The organism is uncultured Litoreibacter sp., assembly GCF_947487515.1.
Lineage (GTDB): Bacteria > Pseudomonadota > Alphaproteobacteria > Rhodobacterales > Rhodobacteraceae > Litoreibacter.
In genome coordinates, this window is record NZ_CANKWO010000004.1 from 175,479 (window position 1) to 194,111 (window position 18,633).

The window sequence follows — 18,633 nt, forward strand, 5'->3', positions numbered from 1 at the left end:
TATTGATTGCGAGGCAGCCTATGCTTATGCGGCGTCTTCGTCCAGATCGACTTCATTTGCCTGAGCAACAACTTCGCGCTCTGCGTAGTGGCCGCAAGATGGGCAAACGTGGTGTGGGCGTTTCAATTCGCCACAGTTGCTGCATTCGTCAGGATTCGCAGCCACCAGCGCGTCGTGAGCACGGCGATTGTTGCGGCGTGACTTGGAAACTTTATTCTGCTGGACGGCCATGTCTCAACCTTTGGTGTTTAAGGGGCCTGTAAAGAAAGGCCCGTGTGTCAGTGTAAGCGTCTGAATGACGGTGTTCTGTGCGCGTCTAACGCCTCGCTCACCGCCCGTCCAGAGCCATAATCTCAAGAAGCGCGGAAAATAGCTATTCCGCGGCGTTTGGCAAGACGATTCGCACCATTCACCGCCCGCGGCTAGGTGTCTTCGGGGTTTTCCAACTTGGCTTTCAGCGCGGCAAGCCCAGCAAATGGCTTCACATCCTCGTCAGTCATGGCCTCTTGCCCGGGTTCGGTGACGTTGATTTCCCCCAGTTTCGCACCTTCCGCGCGCGGGTAGCGGGGCACCGACAGAGCCAAGGCTTCGGCAACCACCTCGGTCAGATCAATCGCCTCGGGCAGGGGCTCGGAGATATCGTCGCCATCCATTTCGGCCTCGGCGTCGCTGGGGGTTTCCCAATTGGCGATGTAGCGGCGCTCGACACTCTCTTCAATGCGTGTGGACACGGGGTCCAGCGTCACGACGCAAGGCTGCACCACTGTTGCGCCAAAGCGGGCATCCAATTGCCAGTCTCGGTTTCCCAGAGGCTTTAGCGTCCCCTCGAGCCGCAGCTTGCGCAAGGCGGAGAGGTCCATCTCCGAGGCGAGTTGTTTGAGGACCTCTGCATCAGGTGTGTAGTTAATGTGGGTGGGTTTGCGGTTGGGCAGGTCTGCCAGTCGCAGCACGGTTGTCTTAGCCATAGGGGAGCTATCTTTCTTGATCACTTGCGCGTCCTTCTGTAAGTCCTTCTGTAAGCCTTTGGGCCCGAGTAGAGCAAGACACGAACAATAAACGGGGGTCGCGCATGCGGCACGGTAAGAACAAACAGGCGTCGCGGTTGGTCCGGTTGGGTGCAGCGGTTGCGTTGATGGTCGTGGCTGGCTGTGCGGAAATTATCCGAAATCACGGTTATATCCCCGTCGAGGAAGACCTGCAGTCGTTGACCGTGGGCGTGGATACCCGCGGGTCTGTAGAAGATCTGGTCGGCAAGCCGTCGTCTTCGGGGGTCTTGCGCGGGGGGGATTGGTACTACGTGGGCAGCAAAATACGCCACTTCGCCTACAAGAAGCCCAAAGAGATTGACCGCGAGGTGCTGGTTTTGCGCTTCAGCGAAGACGAAGTGTTGCAAAATGTGGAGCGCTTCGGGTTGCAAGACGGGCGCGTCATCACCTTGTCGCGCCGTGTGACCGAGAGCACCGTTCGCGACGTCACATTTATCCGCCAGATCATTCGCAACTTCGGCCGGATCGACCTAGGCGAAGCGGTTGGCGACAGCTAATACGACGATTGCACCTCGACATGCTTGCAGAATGCCTAGGATGACACTTAGGTAATCTACACGATGTGGCCCCATGGTCGGGGGGTCGCACATTGGAGGACGCACGCATGCCGCTGTTGAGCAAAGGCCGATATGACGTTCGTTTGGCGACGAGCAGATGCGATGTAGAGGCCGCGCAACGGCTGCGGGCCCTTGCCTTTCGGGGGCAGGGGGCGACCGTTGACACGGATGAGTTCGACGCGCGCTGCGAACATATGTTGGTAGAAGACGCGGCCAGTGGCGAATTGGTTTGCTGTTTTCGGTTAATGTTGTTCAAGAACGGCCAAGACATCGACCAAAGCTACTCGGCGCAGCACTACGGGCTATCCCCTTTGATTGAATACCAAGGGCCGATGGTCGAGTTGGGGCGGTTTTGCGTCCACCCCGATCACGCCGACCCAGATATCCTGCGCGTCGCTTGGGGCGCGCTTACGGCTTATATCGATGACACCGGTGTGAAGATGCTGTTTGGGTGCTCCTCCTTCAAGGGCACCTCCGAAGAGACCTATCTGGACAGTTTTTCCTTGCTGAAAGATCGCCATTTGGCGCCCAAACGCTGGCTGCCTCGGGTGAAGGCACCGGCGATCTTCCCCTTTGCGCGCAAGCTGCGGTTGCGCCGACCCGACCTGCAAGTCGCGATGAAAAACATGCCCCCTTTGCTGCGCAGCTACCTGCTGATGGGGGGCTGGGTGAGTGACCATGCGGTGATTGACGCAGAGCTCAACACGCTCCATGTCTTCACCGGACTGGAAATCGGGACGATTCCGCCCAAACGAAAGCAGCTTTTGCGCGCTGTCGCCGGCTGATGAGTTGACGCCGTAGCGCGGACCCCGTAGCGGGTGGTTCATGGCACGTACACCGCATTTACAACTGACCGACATCTCGCTGAACTTTGGCGGCGATCCCTTGTTTTCCGATCTTGGACTTGTGGTCCAACCCGGCGACCGCGTGGCCCTTGTGGGGCGCAACGGATCGGGCAAATCGACCTTGATGAAAGTCATGGGCGGCTTGATTGAGCCAGACACCGGCCAACGCTTCTTGGCCCCCGGTGTGACCACCGGCTACATGCACCAAGAGCCCGATTTGACGGGGTTCGACACGCTTGGGGAATTCGCGCTGAGCGATATGGACCCCAGCGAGGAATACAAGCTGTTGAGTGCGGCCGAGGGGCTGAAGTTGAACCTTGAGGCCAAGGTTGACGCGGCCTCCGGCGGGGAGCGGCGCCGCGCGGCTTTGGCAAAACTGTTGGCCGAAGCACCTGAATTGATGCTTCTGGACGAGCCAACCAACCACTTGGACATTGAGGCCATCGCATGGCTGGAGGGGCATTTGTCCTCGACCCGCGCAGCCTACATTCTGATTTCACACGACAGGGCGTTCTTGCGTGCATTGACCCGCGCCACTCTTTGGGTCGACCGCGGCCAAGTGCGGCGGCAAGAGCAGGGCTTCGACCGCTTTGAAGAATGGCGTGACAAGATGTGGGAAGAAGAAGACCAGCAACGCCACAAATTGAACCGCAAGATCAAGGCCGAAGCCCGTTGGGCGGTAGAGGGCATCTCCGCGCGCCGCAAACGCAACCAAGGGCGCGTGCGTGCCTTGCAGGATCTGCGGGCGGAAAAAGCCAGCCAAATCAAACGCCAAGGGGCCGCCGCGATGGCGCTGGATGCGGGGCCGAAGTCGGGCAAGCAGGTGTTTGTGATGGACGATGTGTCACTGGCGTTCGGTGACAAGACCATTGTTAAGAACTTCTCATTGAAGGTGAACCGCGGCGACCGCATCGCCCTTGTCGGACCCAATGGCGCGGGGAAAACCACGCTGTTGAAATTAATGACCGCAGAGGTCGCCCCCGACAGTGGCACCGTGAAAATTGGCACCAATCTGGAGATGGCGGTTTTTGATCAGAACCGCGCTGCGCTGAACCCCGAAGACACCTTGTGGTCTGCAATGACCGAAGACCCCGCCACCCGCGTACGCGGGCAAGGTGACCATGTTATGGTGCGGGGGAACCCCAAACATGTGGTCGGATACCTTAAGGAGTTCTTGTTTGACGAAGGGCAGGCGCGCGCGCCGGTTAAGTCCTTGTCGGGCGGTGAGAAGGCGCGGCTATTGCTGGCGCGGATCATGGCGCGAAGCAGCAACCTGCTGATCCTTGATGAACCGACAAACGACTTGGACATCGAAACGCTGGACCTGATGCAGGAACTCATCTCGGACTATGACGGCACGGTGATCCTTGTCAGCCACGACCGTGATTTTCTGGACCGTGTGGCTTCGACCACAGTGGCGCTGAAGGACGGCAATGCGACGGTCTATGCCGGCGGTTGGTCCGACTATAAAACGCAGGCCGCCGAAGCCGGAGACGCGACGGTTCTGTCCGAGAAACCGGTGAAGTCGCGCCGTGAAAAAGGGCGCGAAGCGGCGGAGGAAAAGAACACGGACGGCGGATTGTCCTTCACCGAGAAGCACCGCCTAGAAGCACTGCCCGCTGAAATGGAGCGCTTGGAAGCAGAGATTGCCAAATTGGTTGAGTTCCTGTCTGATCCAAATCTATTCACCGATCATCCGGCCAAATTCCAAAAGGCCACAGATGCGCTGGTGGAGCGGCAAGCCGTCTTGGACGCTGCCGAGGAAGAATGGATGCATCTCGAGGAAAAGGCGGGCTAACGCATGGCGACAGTGACACTTGAAGAGATTGAAACCTTAAGTGTCGCGGCCTTGACCCGCCATGGCGCAGCCCCTTGGGTGACTGCCGAAGTCGCCCGCGCAATTCGCCGCGCAGAGGAAACGGGCAACGTTATTTGCGGTTTGTATTACCTTGAAAGCTATTGTTTGCAGCTGACATCTGGGCGGGTAAACGGCGTTGTGGAGCCAGAGGTGACACGCCCGCGCCCTGGGGCGGTGAAGGCGGATGCGAAATTCGGCTTTGCCCAAGCAGCCTTTGCGCGCGCCTTGCCCGAAGCCGTCGCAGCGGCCACAGAAAACGGCACCGCATCCTTGGCCGTGGCACATGCGCATACCTGCACCTCGCTTGGGTTCTTCACCGAGCAGATCGCAGCTGCTGGGTTGATCGGCATCGGGTTTACCAATGCCTCTCCGGTGGTGGCCCCGCCAAATGGGAACGCAGCGGTGATCGGCACCAACCCGATTGCCATGACCGTGCCAGGACAAGACGCGCCAGCGATGCATTTCGACTTCTCAACCTCTGCCGTGGCTTTGGGCAAAATCACCATGGCCAAATCCGCAGGCGAGAAAATCCCCCTTGGCTGGGCCGTGGATGCGCAGGGGCAACCAACCACCGACCCCGAAGCTGCCCTGCAAGGGGCATTGGTTTCTGCCGGAGGCTACAAAGGTTGGGGCTTCGGGCTGATGGGGGAGGTCTTGGCCGCAGGGATGACGGGATCGGTCAACTCGCTTGACGTCGGGGGGCTGAAGTTGGCTGATGGGCCTCCGCACGGGCTGGGCCAGTTCTATATGCTGATGGACCCGGGCACCTACACAGATGCCTTTGACGCACGAATTGCCCGCGTTGTGGACGCCGTCGCACAACAGCCGGATGCGCGCATCCCCGGAGCAGCACGTGACCTTAAGGCACAGGTGCAAGTTGCTGATAGTTTATGGGAAAAGCTGCTGGGTTTGACCTAAGGCTTGCCGGTGATCTGGGTCAGGAATACGCCGCCTGCCATCACCGCGATCCCCGCTGCGCGCAGCGCCGTAATGGAGGTCTGCGTGGCCCCGAACAGCCCGAAGTGATCGATCATCGCCGCAGAGATCAACTGCCCCAAAAGCACGAAGAACACGGCATTCCCGACGCCAAAATGTGGGGCGATATAGGTGATGGTCAGCACATAGAAGGCGATCAACACCCCTGCGAACAACAAGTGCTTCGGCGCATCCGCAACTTTGGCGATGGCTGCTGGTCCTGTGACAAGTGCCACCAGCAACGCACTTAGGAAGGCCACGGCAAACAACACCACCGAGGCCGCCGCGGGCGCGCCAATCGTGCGCCCCAGACTGGCGTTCAACGCTGCAAGGACGGGTATTCCAATTCCAGCTGCAAGCATGATGAGGGCATATGTCGTGTTGCTCATGGCGGGGTATCGCTTGATTTTGGGGCGTTCGCTCGGAAGTGATGCATAGAGTGGTGGCAAAGCGCAAGCAGGCAGTTAAGCTGCACGGACGATATTGGAGCAAGCCCATGCCAAATGCCTATCACGAGATCGCCTTCACGCCCGCCGTCAAAGCCCTGCAAGAGGCTGAAGGCAGCCGCAAGCTATATGAGAAATACGAAGCCTCCCCCAAACGCATGAAGACGCAACTCACGCCGCCCGAGCTTACCTATATCGCGGCCCGTGATAGCTTTTACATGTCGTCTGTCGGGGAGACGGGCTGGCCCTATATGCAGCACCGCGGCGGTCCTGCGGGGTTCATCAAACCCCTCAATGCACAGGAATTCGGCTGGGCAGAATATGTCGGCAACCGTCAATACATCAGCACCGGAAACATCGCACAGAATGACCGCGTGGCTTTGTTTTTTATCGATTACGCCAGTAAAACGCGGCTCAAGCTCTTTGGGCACGCCCGCGTCATCGCAAAGGACGACCCGTTGATGGTGCAGCTTGGCGCTGGGGCCGACGACCGGCAGGTGGAGCGCGGTATGGTCGTGCGCGTGGCCAGCTATGAGTGGAACTGCCCCAAATACATAACCGAGCGCTACACGCGCGACGAGATTCAACACGCGATGACGCAAATGGGCGCGCGGATTGCCGAACTTGAAGCGCTGCTGGCGGCAAAGGATAGCTAGGCCGCAGGCAACTCTACCGCCGGACCCAAATACCAGTCATCAAATCGAGACACGCTTTCAAAGACACGACGGTAGCCCTGCGCGGTCAAAAGCGAGCGGATTTGTTCCCGTTGGAGCGCGTAATTATGCTCTACCGTGATGACATTGAAGCTGTGTTTGGAAAAATCGAAAGCCTGCAGAATTTCAAACTCCGCGCGGGGCTTGAGTGAGCTCCAGTGTATCGCCAGTCGCTTTCCAAACGCAGTCTGTTTCGATCGCGCAATTGGGCAGGGCAGGACTCTAAGGCGTCCAAGCAGCTCAGACGCAAACCACGCGGCATCGCTTTCACAAATGTCCCCCGCATTTTTTGCTTTAGCGGGGGGGATATTATCCCGTCGCGCAAGGGTTTTGGCGCGGCAGGCCTTTGGGTCAGTAGGTGGCCCGCCCACCGGATAGGTCGAAGACGGCGCCGGTGGTAAAGGAATTTTCTGCGGATACGATCCATGCGACCATATTGGCCACCTCTTCGACCTCCAAGAAGCGGTCTCGCGGGATTTTGGACAGCATGTAGCCGATGTGCTCCTCGCTCATCTGATCAAAGATCGGCGTGCGGGCAGCGGCGGGGGTGATGCAGTTCACGGCGATATTCTGCCCCGCGTTCTCTTTGCCGGCGGATTTGGTGAAGCCGATGACGCCCGCCTTTGAGGCGGAATAGGCGCAGGCGTTCGGGTTGCCCTCTTTGCCCGCAATGGAGGCAATGTTCAGGATGCGGCCATAATTGCGCGCCTGCATGCTGGGTAGAACGGCCTTAATGGTGTTATAGGTCCCTGTCAGGTTGATCGCGATGATCTGCGCCCAAGCGTCATCGTCATATTCAGTAACCGGGGCGTTTGGCCCCGCAACCCCCGCAGAGTTCACCAAAATATCCACCGGACCAAGGGCCGCGACCGATGCGGCGAGCGCCTCTGTGACCGACGCCATATCCGCGATGTCGCATTTGGTGTTGAAATCACCTGATGTGGCGTCCTGCATATCCCACACCGCGACCTTTGCGCCGGAGGCTTGCAAGCGCTGGGTCACGGCCAGCCCAATGCCCTGTGCGCCCCCCGTCACCACCGCCACACGGCCAGTCATATCGTACGTATTCATTCTGGGTCCTCCCGATGCTCAGTCACAAATTCCTTTCAACTCGACGTCGCGCCAAGGCAGCACCATCTTGGTGCGGTCAAGGCGGCCGGTCATGGCGGCGAGGTCGAAATACGGGCTCAGCAGGGCCTCAAGGCGCGAGGTGCGCGGGGCTTTCGGGGCAAGGGTCGCGCAGCAGACATATTCCTCAACGATGGCGCCTTGTTGCTCGTAGCCGAACTCCAGATAATCGGGGTTGGTGGTCAACTCGAACAGATATGGATCGGGCTGGGTCTGATGCTCTTTTGCGGCCTTGAGCGGGTGGTACCCCGTCAGCTCGTGGTTTTGCCATTGCCACACATGAACAAACTCATGCGCCAAAAACATCGCGGCCAAAATATGCGCGGCATCTGGATAGGCGGGCATGTAGTCACGGGCGATAAAATCTGGGTTCACGTTGATTGTATTGAACAAAACCGTGGCCCCCGGGGATCCGGTGATCGTTGGTTCGGTGTTCGGGGGGAATAGCTTTTGGGCGCAGGTGGTGCGTGGCGGCGTGGGATAGGTGGCACGATAGAGCTTAAGCGCCGGCGCGCGGCGAATGCGTATTTTGCGGGCGTCTAACGTGGGCCCGTGGAACTCGGTCGCGAAGCGCAATTCGGCCTCGGACAAGGGGCGCCCGCAGGCGGTCAGGGCAACGAAAGCAAGGAAAATCAGCAGGCGCATGGCGGCACAGTGGCAAGAGTTCGCGGGCAGGGCAAGGGGTTTGACATGGCGCAAAGCGGGGAGGGTGCAGAGTGCTAAGATTGCGTTAACTGATCGTGGAGGCACATATGAAACTCATCTATTTACTGGCGCTCGGAGCAGTGGCGGCCTGCGCCAGCCCAGAGCCCCCAACCGGCGCGCAGCTATATGCGGAAAACTGCACCGCCTGTCACGGCGCGGATGGCACGGGATCAGGCTGGGTCGGGGCCGGATTGCAACGCAAACCCGCGAACCTGACAACGCTAAGCGCCCGTAACGGCGGCGTTTTTCCGATGGTGCGGGTGCTGAGCACAATCGACGGCTTCCACCGCAACCCGTCATTCGAGACGGCCATGCCGGAGTTTGGCAGCTGGTTTGGCGGGCCTATGGACCAGATCGAATTGGACGGGGTGATGACGCCCGTGCCGCAGCCGTTATTGGCGGTGGCGGAGTATTTGGAAAGTATTCAGGTGGAGTGATTTTGGCGGTCTGCAAACTGTCGGACTTATGTCGGGCAGAACATCCAGCGTGGAATCAAGGCCGCAGGCCGCCACCTCTCGTCGTTTTCTTGGAAACGACTGCCGGCAACACATTGCAAGCAATGTGTGAGAGGCATCGCCGTCCATTGCCGGCAACACATCGAAGATGTGTGAGAGGGCGCCCCGTTTTGCCGAAGGCAAACCTGCGGTATGACGGGGCGGCGATTTGGCTGGTGTTGCGACAGGTCAGTTTGGGGGGGAGGAGTTTGGCTATGGTGTCGTGGAAGTCCCAGCGTAGTCATTCAAGGTATGCATTTCCCGAATTCATTTGTGCAAAAACTGGAGCGTTTCCTTTAGAGCTTGAAGATCTGCGGTGTTGTTTTGCTTATGAATCATGCGATGGCAAGTTGGGCACAATACCATAAAGTCGTCGGGTACCTGGTATCTTCTTGTTTCACCTTCGGATAGGCCACTGATCGGTTTCGAGTGGTGAACGTCTAAGGGGGTGTTTTGAAGCTTTCCACTGTAATTGTAATGAATCGCTGGGTCGAGATTACATCCTTGGCAGATTGGCGGGAGCGCCTTCAGGACTTCCTTTCGAACGCTTTCTGAACGCTCTATCCTTCTTGACAGAATATACCGTCTAGTCTCTTCAATATCTTTGGAACCAGCTTCCTCTTGCATGACATCAGATGGTGTCGAGCCACCTCGATCAATTAGAGTTTCATATGCATAGATCATTTGTTGCAGATCTTCATAAAAAGAACCCTCATCAATTGAGGCGGCATTGTATTTTCTGCCAAACGAGTGACCAGCCACGTACCCGGTAGGCAACGATGCCGTGGAGCCTAAGTTTATTTCGCTCGTGTTAAAGTGCTTGGAAAACTCTGGAACTCGCAGTGCCATATCTTGGGCTCTTCTTTTGAGAACTTCGCGGCCCTTGCTTTCTCCAAACTCTTGATAAACTTGCGTTGTCCCTTGGTTCAGTGAAAGAAAAATGTCCTGAGTATGAGGGTTGATTAGGTAGACAACGTAGAAACCTGTTGTGGCGCTCTTAGTAATTAACGGATCAAAGAACCCTAACCACGGCACCGAGGCCCATACTCCTGCGCCAACGCTTGCCTTAACATTCAACGCGAAAGGTAGGAAGATCAGCTGCTTTTTCGCTTCAATTGCAATGTCGTGGCGTACAAAGTTTCCGAACTCACTTTCTGCAAATGGTTTAACTCTTGCGTGGGCATATTCTCGGGCAAGGCGCGCAAGCATTTGGTGAAGCATATGCTAGTTCCTCTTCAATCCGTCATCATTCATACATCCACATCCTCAACAAACTTCGCGTTCTGCTGGATATACTCATACCGCATTTCCGGCTTTTTCCCCATCAGGCGTTCGACCAGATCACCGGTCTCGCCCGGCTCGTCCTCTTGCACGGTGACACGGATGAGGACGCGCGACGTTGGGTCCATCGTGGTCTCTTTGAGGTCCTTCGCGTCCATCTCGCCCAGACCCTTGAAGCGCTGCACGTCGATTTTTCCTTTGCCGCCCAAGCCTTTCTCCAGCGCGGCGTCTTTGGCCGCATCGTCCGGCACATAGAGGCGCTTGGGGCCTTGGGTCAGGCGATAGAGCGGCGGGCAGGCCAGATAGAGGTGGCCTTGGTCAATCAGCGGGCGCATCTGCACGAAGAAGAACGTCATCAGCAGCGACGCGATATGCGCGCCGTCGACATCCGCATCGGTCATGATGATGATCTTGTCGTAGCGCAGGTCCTCGACGTTGAATTTCGTCCCCATGCCTACGCCCAAAGCCTCGCAAAGATCGTTGATCTCGGAGTTAGAATGCAGCTTGCTTGACGCCGCGCCCAATACGTTGAGGATTTTCCCCTTCAAGGGCAAAAGCGCTTGGTTCACGCGGTTGCGCGCGCCCTTGGCGGAGCCACCGGCCGAGTCGCCCTCCACGATGAACAGCTCGGTTCCTTCGCGATTTTTGGAGGTGCAATCCGTCAGTTTTCCAGGCAAGCGCAACTTTTTGGTCGCGGATTTGCGGGAGGTCTCTTTTTCTTGCTTGCGGCGCAGACGTTCCTCGGCGCGCAACACAAGGAAATCGAGGATGGCGCCTGCGGATTTCGTATCCGCCGCCAGCCAGTTATCGAAGTGGTCGCGCACAGCGCCTTCGGTCATTTTTGCGGCCGCTTCGGTAGAGAGGCGGTCCTTGGTTTGCCCGACGAAAGCGGGCTCGGCGATAAAGCAAGAGACCAGCGCACAGCCGCCCGACATCAGGTCGTCACGGGTGATTTGGCCCGCCTTTTTGTTGTTGGTCAGCTCGCCATACGCCTTGATACCCTTCAGGATCGCGGCCCAGAAGCCGGTGACATGGGTGCCGCCCTCAGGCGTGGGGACGGTGTTACAATAGCTTTGGATGAAGCCGTCGCGCGCGGGCGTCCAGTTGATGGCCCATTCGACCTTGCCGGGTGCGCCGAATTTCTCATTGAAATCCACGGTTCCTGCGAAGGCTGCATCGGCGTAGGTGGTTGATTTGCCCAAGGTTTCGGACAGGTAATCGGCCAAGCCACCCGGAAAGTGGAAAGTCGCGGTGGCGGGGGTTTCGCCGTCGTCTATTTCGGTTTTCCAGCGAATTTCCACGCCCGAGAACAGATAGGCCTTGGAGCGGATGGATTTGAACAGGCGGGCGGGCTTGAAGCGGTGCTTGCCGAAGATTTCATCGTCAGCGTGGAAGGTGACCGTGGTGCCGCGACGGTTTTGAGTTTGTCCGACCTTTTCCACGGGGCCCAAGGGGATGCCGCGCGAAAAACGTTGCTCGAACAGCTCTTTGTTGCGGGCGACTTGCACGACCATGCTGTCGCTGAGCGCGTTGACCACCGAGGCCCCAACCCCGTGCAGACCGCCGGACGTCTGGTAGGCCTTACCAGAGAATTTACCACCCGCGTGCAAGGTACATAGAATGACCTCCAGCGCAGATTTGTCAGGGAACTTGGGGTGCGGATCAATCGGAATACCGCGCCCGTTGTCAGAGATGGTGATGGAGTAATCGGCGTTCAGCGTCACCTCGATGCGATTGGCGTGACCGGCGACGGCCTCGTCCATAGAGTTATCCAGAACCTCGGCCACCAAATGGTGCAGCGCGCGCTCGTCCGTGCCGCCGATATACATGCCGGGGCGTTTGCGTACGGGCTCCAGCCCTTCGAGAACCTCAATGGAGGAGGCGTTGTAGTCGTCTTGGCCCTGACTAAGAAGGTCGCTCATACCGCTGCTCATTTTTGTTGCTTGAAGGCGATTATGGCAGACGGCGCGAGGAGGGGGAAGGGGCGACGGCGCATCAGGTGAAGAGAGATACCCCCGCTTGACGCAACCGGCATCATCACCCCGCGGGACGCCTGATCAGATAGGGAGGGACACATTTGAAAATAGGACCCAAAGAGCAAGCGAAAGCCACGCGTTGCTTGTGCGATCCTTGTTGTGACAAAGGGGCAGGGCGCTGGCAAGCGCCTCACCCCGCGGTAACGAGACCGAACACCCCACCGCCGCAAGCGATGCCGTTTCGGCCGCAGGTCAAGGTTACGGGAAAACGCGCTTTAAGGGCCTAGATGGCCGCGCATTGGGCCTTCATGGTTTCCAAACGTTGAGAGTGAGACCCACCACCACTATCGGACCAAGCCGCGCTTTGGATGTCCAAGCAAGCGTCGATGTCCTCGGACGCATTCCCGACACCAGGTCTGACGGCTGCGGTGACTGCAATGCCGATACCGGCGATAGCGGCTGTCAGGACCACCCAGTCAACCGTGACGGCACCTGATGTGTCGCGAAGAAAGCGGGCAAAGGTGGCGCGCGCTGTGATGCGGAGTTTAGCGTTGCTCATTTCTACATGTCTCTCGTTACTTACATTGGTTCGGGGGATTGTAGCGCTACAATTGAAGCCGTGGCTGGGCGCAATAGGGGCAGGGTTGTGACATTTCATCCATCGCTATTTGTTTTGTTCACCCCCACGCAAAATGGTTTGCCCAAGCTGGGGCTTCCTCCTAAGGCTGGAGGATGAACTTTGCCCAACATATTCGCGCCGTGCTTGTCCTAGGCCTGCCCTTGGTTGGGTCGCATTTGGCGCAGTTTTCTGTGCATGTGATCGATACGGTCATGTTGGGGTGGTATGACGTCACCGCCCTTGCCGCGAGTGTGTTGGCGACGTCGTTCTTCTTCGTCGTTTTCATCATGGGGGCGGGGTTTTCCTTTGCTGTGATGCCGATGGTGGCGGAGGCGGCGGCCTCTGACGACGGCACCCGTATTCGCAGGGTGACCCGCATGGGGTTATGGCTGTCGGTGCTGTATTCCTTGGTGTTTTTGCCGCTTTTGGTTTGGTCTGCACCGGTTTTGCGGGCCTTGGGGCAAGATCCGGCCCTTGCGTTGATGGCGCAGGACTATTTGGCGATCGTGGGGGTGGGGTTGGTCCCGTCCTTGTTGGTGATGGTGATCAAAAGCTACTTGGCGGCGTTGGAGCGCACGGCAGTGGTTCTTTGGGTGACACTTTTGGCGCTGGTGGTGAATTCTGGACTGAACTACGCGCTTATCTTTGGGAACTTTGGCGCACCTGAAATGGGGCTGCGCGGGGCCGCCATTGCATCAGTGGTCGCGCAAACCCTGACGCTTTTGGTTTTGGCTCTCTATGTCGCGAAAAGCGCCGAGACACGTCAGCATGCCCTTTTTACCCGCATTTGGCGCCCCGACCCCGAAGCCTTTCGCGAGGTCTTCCGATTGGGGTGGCCAATCGGGCTGACCAATCTGGCGGAAAGCGGCATGTTTTCGGCCTCGGCATTGATTATCGGGCTGATCGGCACCTTGCCACTGGCCGCGCATGGCATTGCGCTGCAGATCACCGCCGCGACCTTTATGATCCATGTCGGCCTGAGCCAAGCTGCAACCGTGCGCGCGGGGCGGGCATTAGGGCGGCGCGACTGGGCAGGGCTGGCGCTTGGCGCAAAGGCGATCATGGTGCTGTCCATGGGAGTGGTCCTTGTGACAACGGCAATGTTCCTCTCTATCCCAGAGGTGTTGATGACAGGCTTCTTGGGGCCAGATGACCCCGATCGCGGCGCGATTTTGGCAATTGGGGCCAGTTTGCTGGCAGTTGCGGCCTTGTTCCAGCTGGTGGATGCGGGGCAGGTAATGGCCTTGGGCCTGTTGCGCGGGATGCAAGACACCCGTTGGCCGATGGTTGCGACCGCGCTCAGCTACTGGGGGCTTGGCATCCCCGCGAGCTATGTATTGGGCGTGACCTTGGGCTTTGGTGGCGTTGGGGTCTGGGTCGGGCTGGTGATTGGCTTGGTCTTTGCAAGTGCTGCGTTGTGGTGGCGCTACATGCGGGTGCTGAACAGCTTGCGCGCGGCCTAGTCGTTTGGCTGGGTGGTTGTTTTCAACGGAACCCCCAGCTTCGAAGCCAGATCGGCCGCACAACGATCCAGCCCATCTATCGCGCCATCGATTGACGCAATCACCTGAGGATGATCCACGATGCCGTCACGGCAGGTCTTCGCGGTGTTGGCCGCCAGCTGCGCCTGCGCCCCGCCCCGTGCGGGGGTAAGCCGATCAAGCGTCAGAGACGTGATCTGACCCGCCAAAAAGACGTCAACAACGCCACTTGCGCGAACCATCAGCACATCGTTTTGTGGCGTAACTGCAATTCCTTGCGACAGGGGAGGCCGCGCCAAAGGCCAGTCGCGACTGTGTTTGGTTAGGGCTACGGCGGCGGGCGGCCTTTGGGATGCGTCGGGCAATGCCCAGAGGTTCACGGCCTGCGCGCAGATATCGGCCTCCCTTTGGCTCAATGAGGGGCGCCAGCCGGTCTCGATAGTGATAGAGGCCTCTTCCACCGTGTTTGGGAAACGCTCGTGGCGTTCATTGGGGCCAATGTTGAGCCCTTTGTCCGGTGGAAAGACCGTGCAGCGAAGCCGCGCCAACCCGAAGCGCCACTCGCGCGCGACAGTATTGGAAACGCTGACTTCTGCGCCCTTGCCAAAAAGTCGGGATAACTCGGAGATGGATCGGGCGTAGTTCAGGCGATGATCGCCCAGTTTTTGCACGGCGCCACATAGGTAGAGAGGCGGGGCCTCCATATCGGATTGCGCTAAAACCTGTGCATGAAGCGCCACATCAAGGCTTGGGATGAAGGGACGGGTGGCGTTGGGGACGCATTGGTCCAACCCGTCGCACCAGCCGGACGCAGTGAGGTGCAGATTGGATACCCAGTCGCCAAGTGGATCGCGAAAGGGGATGCCACAGGCGTCAAGCTGGCTCCAAAGCGGGGCCTCTGGGGGCGCTGTGACTTCGGCAGGCTGGGGGGCGGCAGGCTGGGGGGCAGCAGACCTGAATGGCCAGATCACCCTCGGCCTTTCATCAACCTATCCGCCTTCTTGCGCACCAATACGGAGCGCAGGTCGTGCATCGCAAGCAGCAGTGCGTCAGTGACCTCGTCCAGCTGGTCCTCCTCGGCGCGGGTTTGGGCCCAATGGGTGGTCAGGTTCAGGTAATCAATCGCGCGGTAGATGTCGTCAATGTCGCGGGTGGCCATTACGGCGACGCGCTCTTCCATCCAGTCCTGAATGACCTCAAGCTCTTCGGCGCTAAGCTCATGATCCCCATGCGGCTTGATTTGCCCATTGCGGATGTTGGCCATCGCGATTTCGTTCATCTCGATGCGGCGCTGGCGATTTTCTGTATCCACCCGAAACACGGTGGCCCCGTTTTCACGGACTCTGAAGTAAAACTCTGGAAGCTCGGCTGACATTTGCTCGGTTTAACCCGTTATTATTTGTATGTCATGGGACGCTATCACAGCAAACTCGGGTTCGGAATAATGTTTTTTCCTACCCTCTGGAAGGCCTCTGCTCGCTAGAATGGAGTGATTAAGCCGGAAATCCTATGAGGCCAATTGCGCCGCATAGCGTTGCCACTTATGCGCAGCCGTCGAGGAGACGGGTTTGCGCACGGCAACGGCACTTAACGTTTGAACCGAGCGGGTGTTCTTTTCGGGATGCAAGCAAGCCGCATCCCAAGTTAACCCTGCTTTGTCTAAAAGGGCACGTGTGTTTGGCTCTGGTGCCTCGGTGAGTTGGTCAAAGTCCACGACATGAACCCGATCGGCGAGGCGTTCTTGCCAGAAGGACACGATATCGTCGAAACCCTGCTGATAATGGCGAATATCATCCAGATTGTAGCTAAAGCTCTGCACTCCGGGTTGAAACACCTGACGCAACAAAGACAAAGCGTTCCCGTTTGGATTGCGGCGCACAACGATGAACTGCGCATTTGGAAGAGCCGCCGCCACCGCCCCCATATAGGACGCAGTTTGGATAGACTTATCCGTGACGCGCAGAGACTTTGGGTGTTTGGCGCTTACGGATGTGCAATAGGCGTGGCCCAGCTTTGACATCTGTTTGGCGGATGCCGTCAGCCCGGCAGATCCCGCCGGATCGCCCATGATCTTGCGCATCAACGGGCCAAAGAGCGCCATTTCGCCGCCGCCTGTGACGTCGGGGTGGGTGGAAAGGATCTGCTCCACCAATGTGGTCCCCGAACGGGGCAGGCCGGTGACGAAGATCGGCGCGGCACGCTGTGCGGTGGTGATCGGCGCGGCGGGAAGATCGCCGAGGGTTTGCTTGTAGCGCTCAAGCTGCTGCGTTCGTGCCTCTGGGTCATAGGGGGTCATCGCACGCATGGCGGCGTTGGCCCTGAGCAGGACCTCAAAGGAAGCAATAACGTCCCCGATGTCATCGAGTGCCTTAGAGATCGCGAAATCCATATGTGCCGCGGGAAAGCTTCCCTCTGGCATCGTTTGGCGCAAGTGCTGCATTTGATCCAACAAAGGATCACCATCCGAGAACCGGTGGAGCCCGCTGAGCAATCGATACAGCTCCCCGTCTGCCGGCGTAAGGCTGATTGCCTCTTGCAGGTCACGCGTGGCGCCTTTGAAGTCGCCTAACGACTGAAGCATAACCGCACGTCGGGCGCGCAAAGGCGCAGGTGTTTCGCTTTTGGGGATGGCGTAAGACAGCGCGTCAACGGCCACGGCGCACTCCCCCGCAGCTTCGGCCACATCCGCATGAAACAGAGCCAGCTGCAGTGTGCCGGGGCTGTTCTTCAGCGCGGCCAAATCTGACATCGCCTCGTGATGACGACCCAAGGCGTGAAACAGCCGCGCGCGAAACAACCTGAGGTTTTCATCGCGAGGATTTCCGACCATTGCATGGGTGGTTGATTTGACGGCTCCGGCAAGATTTCCAGCGGCAGCCTGTTTGCGTGCCTGAAGGATATGTTGGTCAATGCGCCCCATGTGGTCAGTCCAATACCTTACAGATGACCTGCGCCGAACAGCACAGGACGTTCACGCAACTCATTGAAGTTGCGTAGCTTTTAAAAATTATGTTTGGGCCCGCGCCAATAAAAGGGCGGGTCAAGCTGAACAAATTGTACTAATCTGTTCAGTTCAACATTGACGAGAAATATGGAGAATGTCTTGCTCGTTTTTTGCACATCTGGTGTGCAGAAAATGCATAGCTACCCCATCCCCTTAAAAATAAGGAAGGTTGGGGTAATGTCCGAAATCCGTGAGGTTTTGGTGGGCGAATTACCGCCCACCAAAAGGGTTAGCTCAACGCCGCACAGAAGGTTTGGATGCGGCGGCAGGCCTCTTTGAGGTTTTCATCAGAGGTCGCGTAGCTGACGCGGAAATTCGGGCTTAGCCCAAAGGCTGCCCCGAAAACCACCGCTACACCCGTTTCCTCCAACAGCGCCGTGGCAAAGGTTTCGTCATCGGAAATCGTCGTGCCTGCTTGAGTGGTCTTGCCAATGCAGCCCGCGATGGACGGATAGACATAGAACGCACCTTCTGGGGTCGGGCAGGAGATCCCTTCGGCGGCATTCAACATCTCGACCACCATGTTGCGGCGGCGCACGAATGTCTCATTGTTCGTCGCAAGGAAGTCTTGCGTCCCGTTCAAGGCCTCGACTGCCGCCCATTGGCTGATCGTGCAGGGGTTGGACGTGGATTGCGATTGAATCTTGCGCATGGCTGCGATCAGGTTTTCCGGCCCAGCCGCGTATCCAATCCGCCAACCCGTCATCGAATAGGCTTTGGATACGCCATTACAGGTCAGGGTGCGCTCGTATAATGCGGGTTCAACCTCGGCGGGGGTGCAAAATTCGAAATCATCATAGGCGAGGTGTTCGTACATATCATCCGTCATCACCCAAACATGCGGGTGACGCAGCAAGACGTCGGTCAGCTCTTTGAGCTCTTCGCGTGTGTAGCCCGCGCCCGTGGGGTTGGAGGGGGAGTTGAATATAAACCACTTGGTTTTCGGGGTGATCGCGGCCTCTAGCTGGTCGGCGGTCAACTTGAAGTTGGTTTGCAAGGAGGCCTCTGCAATGACCGGAGTCCCCCCCGCCAGCAGCACCATATCAGGGTAGGACACCCAGTAGGGGGCAGGGATCACCACCTCATCACCTTCGTTCATAGTCGCCATCAACGCATTATAGAGGATCTGCTTGCCCCCTGTGCCAACGGACACTTGGCTTGGCGTGTACTCCAGCCCGTTTTCGCGTTTCAGTTTCGCGCAGATTGCTTCCTTCAGCTCGGGAATACCATCTGGGGCGGTGTATTTGGTTTTGCCCGCAGCGATAGCAGCCACGGCGGCGTCCTTGATGTTCTGCGGCGTGTCAAAATCCGGCTCACCGGCGCCAAGGCCAATGACATCCTTACCTGCGCGTTTCAACTCCGTCGCCTTTTGGGTGACGGCAATGGTCGGAGAAGGTTTTACGCGGGAGAGAGTCTTGGAGAGGAAGGACATGTGACGCCTCGTCAGGTTGAATAATGGACATGAGGGTCTTACGGATAGGCTGGCACGCAATCAAGCGATAACG

General features: G+C 58.1%; 19 protein-coding genes. 7 read left to right on the forward strand and 12 right to left on the reverse strand.

Annotation, left to right across the window (positions count from 1 at the left end):
- Positions 1 to 24: 24 nt before the first annotated feature.
- On the reverse strand, positions 25 to 231 hold the full coding sequence (rpmF, locus tag Q0746_RS14850; protein WP_298261651.1) for a 50S ribosomal protein L32: 207 nt from the start codon (positions 229 to 231) through the stop codon (positions 25 to 27).
- Between the two features lie 191 nt (positions 232 to 422).
- A complete protein-coding gene (locus tag Q0746_RS14855) occupies positions 423 to 965 on the reverse strand; it encodes a DUF177 domain-containing protein (protein WP_298261653.1) in 543 nt (180 codons plus the stop codon).
- Between the two features lie 104 nt (positions 966 to 1,069).
- On the opposite strand from Q0746_RS14855, the gene bamE reads away from it, so the two are divergent.
- The 4 genes from bamE (at position 1,070) to Q0746_RS14875 (ending at position 5,224) form a co-directional block, all read left to right on the forward strand.
- Entirely contained in the window at positions 1,070 to 1,543 is a 474-nt protein-coding gene (bamE, locus tag Q0746_RS14860) for an outer membrane protein assembly factor BamE (protein ID WP_298261655.1), read from the forward strand.
- Between the two features lie 107 nt (positions 1,544 to 1,650).
- The gene (locus Q0746_RS14865) at positions 1,651 to 2,388 is read left to right on the forward strand and encodes a GNAT family N-acyltransferase (RefSeq protein ID WP_298261657.1); all 738 of its coding nucleotides are present in this window, start codon (positions 1,651 to 1,653) and stop codon (positions 2,386 to 2,388) included.
- A 40-nt stretch (positions 2,389 to 2,428) separates the two neighbouring features.
- The gene (locus Q0746_RS14870) at positions 2,429 to 4,246 is read left to right on the forward strand and encodes an ATP-binding cassette domain-containing protein (protein WP_298261658.1); all 1,818 of its coding nucleotides are present in this window, start codon (positions 2,429 to 2,431) and stop codon (positions 4,244 to 4,246) included.
- A gap of 3 nt (positions 4,247 to 4,249) precedes the next feature.
- Positions 4,250 to 5,224, forward strand: coding sequence for an Ldh family oxidoreductase (locus tag Q0746_RS14875; protein WP_298261660.1), 975 nt, complete (start codon positions 4,250 to 4,252; stop codon positions 5,222 to 5,224).
- Here the strand turns inward: Q0746_RS14875 and Q0746_RS14880 are convergent.
- Positions 5,221 to 5,670, reverse strand: a complete 450-nt coding sequence (locus Q0746_RS14880; RefSeq protein WP_298261662.1) for a DMT family transporter — start codon at positions 5,668 to 5,670, stop codon at positions 5,221 to 5,223. The two genes, Q0746_RS14875 and Q0746_RS14880, sit on opposite strands and share 4 nt — an antisense overlap.
- Before the next feature lie 107 nt (positions 5,671 to 5,777).
- On the opposite strand from Q0746_RS14880, the gene Q0746_RS14885 reads away from it, so the two are divergent.
- Positions 5,778 to 6,383, forward strand: a complete 606-nt coding sequence (locus Q0746_RS14885; protein ID WP_298261665.1) for a pyridoxamine 5'-phosphate oxidase family protein — start codon at positions 5,778 to 5,780, stop codon at positions 6,381 to 6,383.
- Positions 6,384 to 6,791: 408 nt separating this feature from the next.
- Here the strand turns inward: Q0746_RS14885 and Q0746_RS14890 are convergent, their stop codons facing one another.
- Both Q0746_RS14890 and Q0746_RS14895 read right to left on the reverse strand, forming a co-directional pair.
- Complete coding sequence (locus tag Q0746_RS14890; RefSeq protein WP_298261667.1) at positions 6,792 to 7,511, reverse strand: SDR family NAD(P)-dependent oxidoreductase; 720 nt, start codon at positions 7,509 to 7,511, stop codon at positions 6,792 to 6,794.
- A gap of 18 nt (positions 7,512 to 7,529) precedes the next feature.
- Positions 7,530 to 8,213, reverse strand: coding sequence for a hypothetical protein (locus Q0746_RS14895; protein ID WP_298261669.1), 684 nt, complete (start codon positions 8,211 to 8,213; stop codon positions 7,530 to 7,532).
- 107 nt (positions 8,214 to 8,320) lie between these two features.
- Here Q0746_RS14895 and Q0746_RS14900 point away from each other — a divergent pair, with 107 nt between their 5' ends.
- The gene (locus Q0746_RS14900) at positions 8,321 to 8,710 is read left to right on the forward strand and encodes a c-type cytochrome (protein WP_298261671.1); all 390 of its coding nucleotides are present in this window, start codon (positions 8,321 to 8,323) and stop codon (positions 8,708 to 8,710) included.
- Positions 8,711 to 9,034: 324 nt separating this feature from the next.
- On the opposite strand, the gene Q0746_RS14905 is transcribed toward Q0746_RS14900, so the two are convergent.
- The 3 genes from Q0746_RS14905 to Q0746_RS14915 all read right to left on the reverse strand — a co-directional run bounded on the left by Q0746_RS14905 (position 9,035) and on the right by Q0746_RS14915 (position 12,583).
- Complete coding sequence (locus Q0746_RS14905) at positions 9,035 to 9,988, reverse strand: DUF3578 domain-containing protein (RefSeq protein WP_298261673.1); 954 nt, start codon at positions 9,986 to 9,988, stop codon at positions 9,035 to 9,037.
- A gap of 29 nt (positions 9,989 to 10,017) precedes the next feature.
- Positions 10,018 to 11,970: a DNA topoisomerase IV subunit B gene (parE, locus tag Q0746_RS14910; protein ID WP_298261675.1), complete on the reverse strand. Its 1,953-nt coding sequence runs from the start codon at positions 11,968 to 11,970 to the stop codon at positions 10,018 to 10,020.
- 337 nt (positions 11,971 to 12,307) lie between these two features.
- Positions 12,308 to 12,583, reverse strand: a complete 276-nt coding sequence (locus tag Q0746_RS14915; protein WP_298261677.1) for a hypothetical protein — start codon at positions 12,581 to 12,583, stop codon at positions 12,308 to 12,310.
- A gap of 173 nt (positions 12,584 to 12,756) precedes the next feature.
- Here Q0746_RS14915 and Q0746_RS14920 point away from each other — a divergent pair, with 173 nt between their 5' ends.
- Positions 12,757 to 14,106 (forward strand): MATE family efflux transporter, encoded by a 1,350-nt coding sequence (locus tag Q0746_RS14920; RefSeq protein WP_298261679.1) that lies wholly within the window; start codon positions 12,757 to 12,759, stop codon positions 14,104 to 14,106.
- Here Q0746_RS14920 and Q0746_RS14925 read toward each other — a convergent pair.
- The 4 genes from Q0746_RS14925 to Q0746_RS14940 all read right to left on the reverse strand — a co-directional run bounded on the left by Q0746_RS14925 (position 14,103) and on the right by Q0746_RS14940 (position 18,560).
- Entirely contained in the window at positions 14,103 to 15,095 is a 993-nt protein-coding gene (locus Q0746_RS14925) for a hypothetical protein (RefSeq protein WP_298261681.1), read from the reverse strand. The two genes, Q0746_RS14920 and Q0746_RS14925, sit on opposite strands and share 4 nt — an antisense overlap.
- Positions 15,092 to 15,499: a hypothetical protein gene (locus tag Q0746_RS14930; protein WP_298261683.1), complete on the reverse strand. Its 408-nt coding sequence runs from the start codon at positions 15,497 to 15,499 to the stop codon at positions 15,092 to 15,094. The genes Q0746_RS14925 and Q0746_RS14930 overlap by 4 nt, the downstream gene beginning before the upstream one ends.
- Before the next feature lie 132 nt (positions 15,500 to 15,631).
- Positions 15,632 to 17,044, reverse strand: a complete 1,413-nt coding sequence (locus tag Q0746_RS14935) for a tetratricopeptide repeat-containing sulfotransferase family protein (protein WP_298261685.1) — start codon at positions 17,042 to 17,044, stop codon at positions 15,632 to 15,634.
- A gap of 313 nt (positions 17,045 to 17,357) precedes the next feature.
- Positions 17,358 to 18,560 carry a pyridoxal phosphate-dependent aminotransferase gene (locus Q0746_RS14940; protein ID WP_298261687.1) on the reverse strand — a complete coding sequence of 401 codons (1,203 nt, stop codon included), beginning with the start codon at positions 18,558 to 18,560 and terminating at the stop codon, positions 17,358 to 17,360.
- Positions 18,561 to 18,633: the final 73 nt, after the last annotated feature.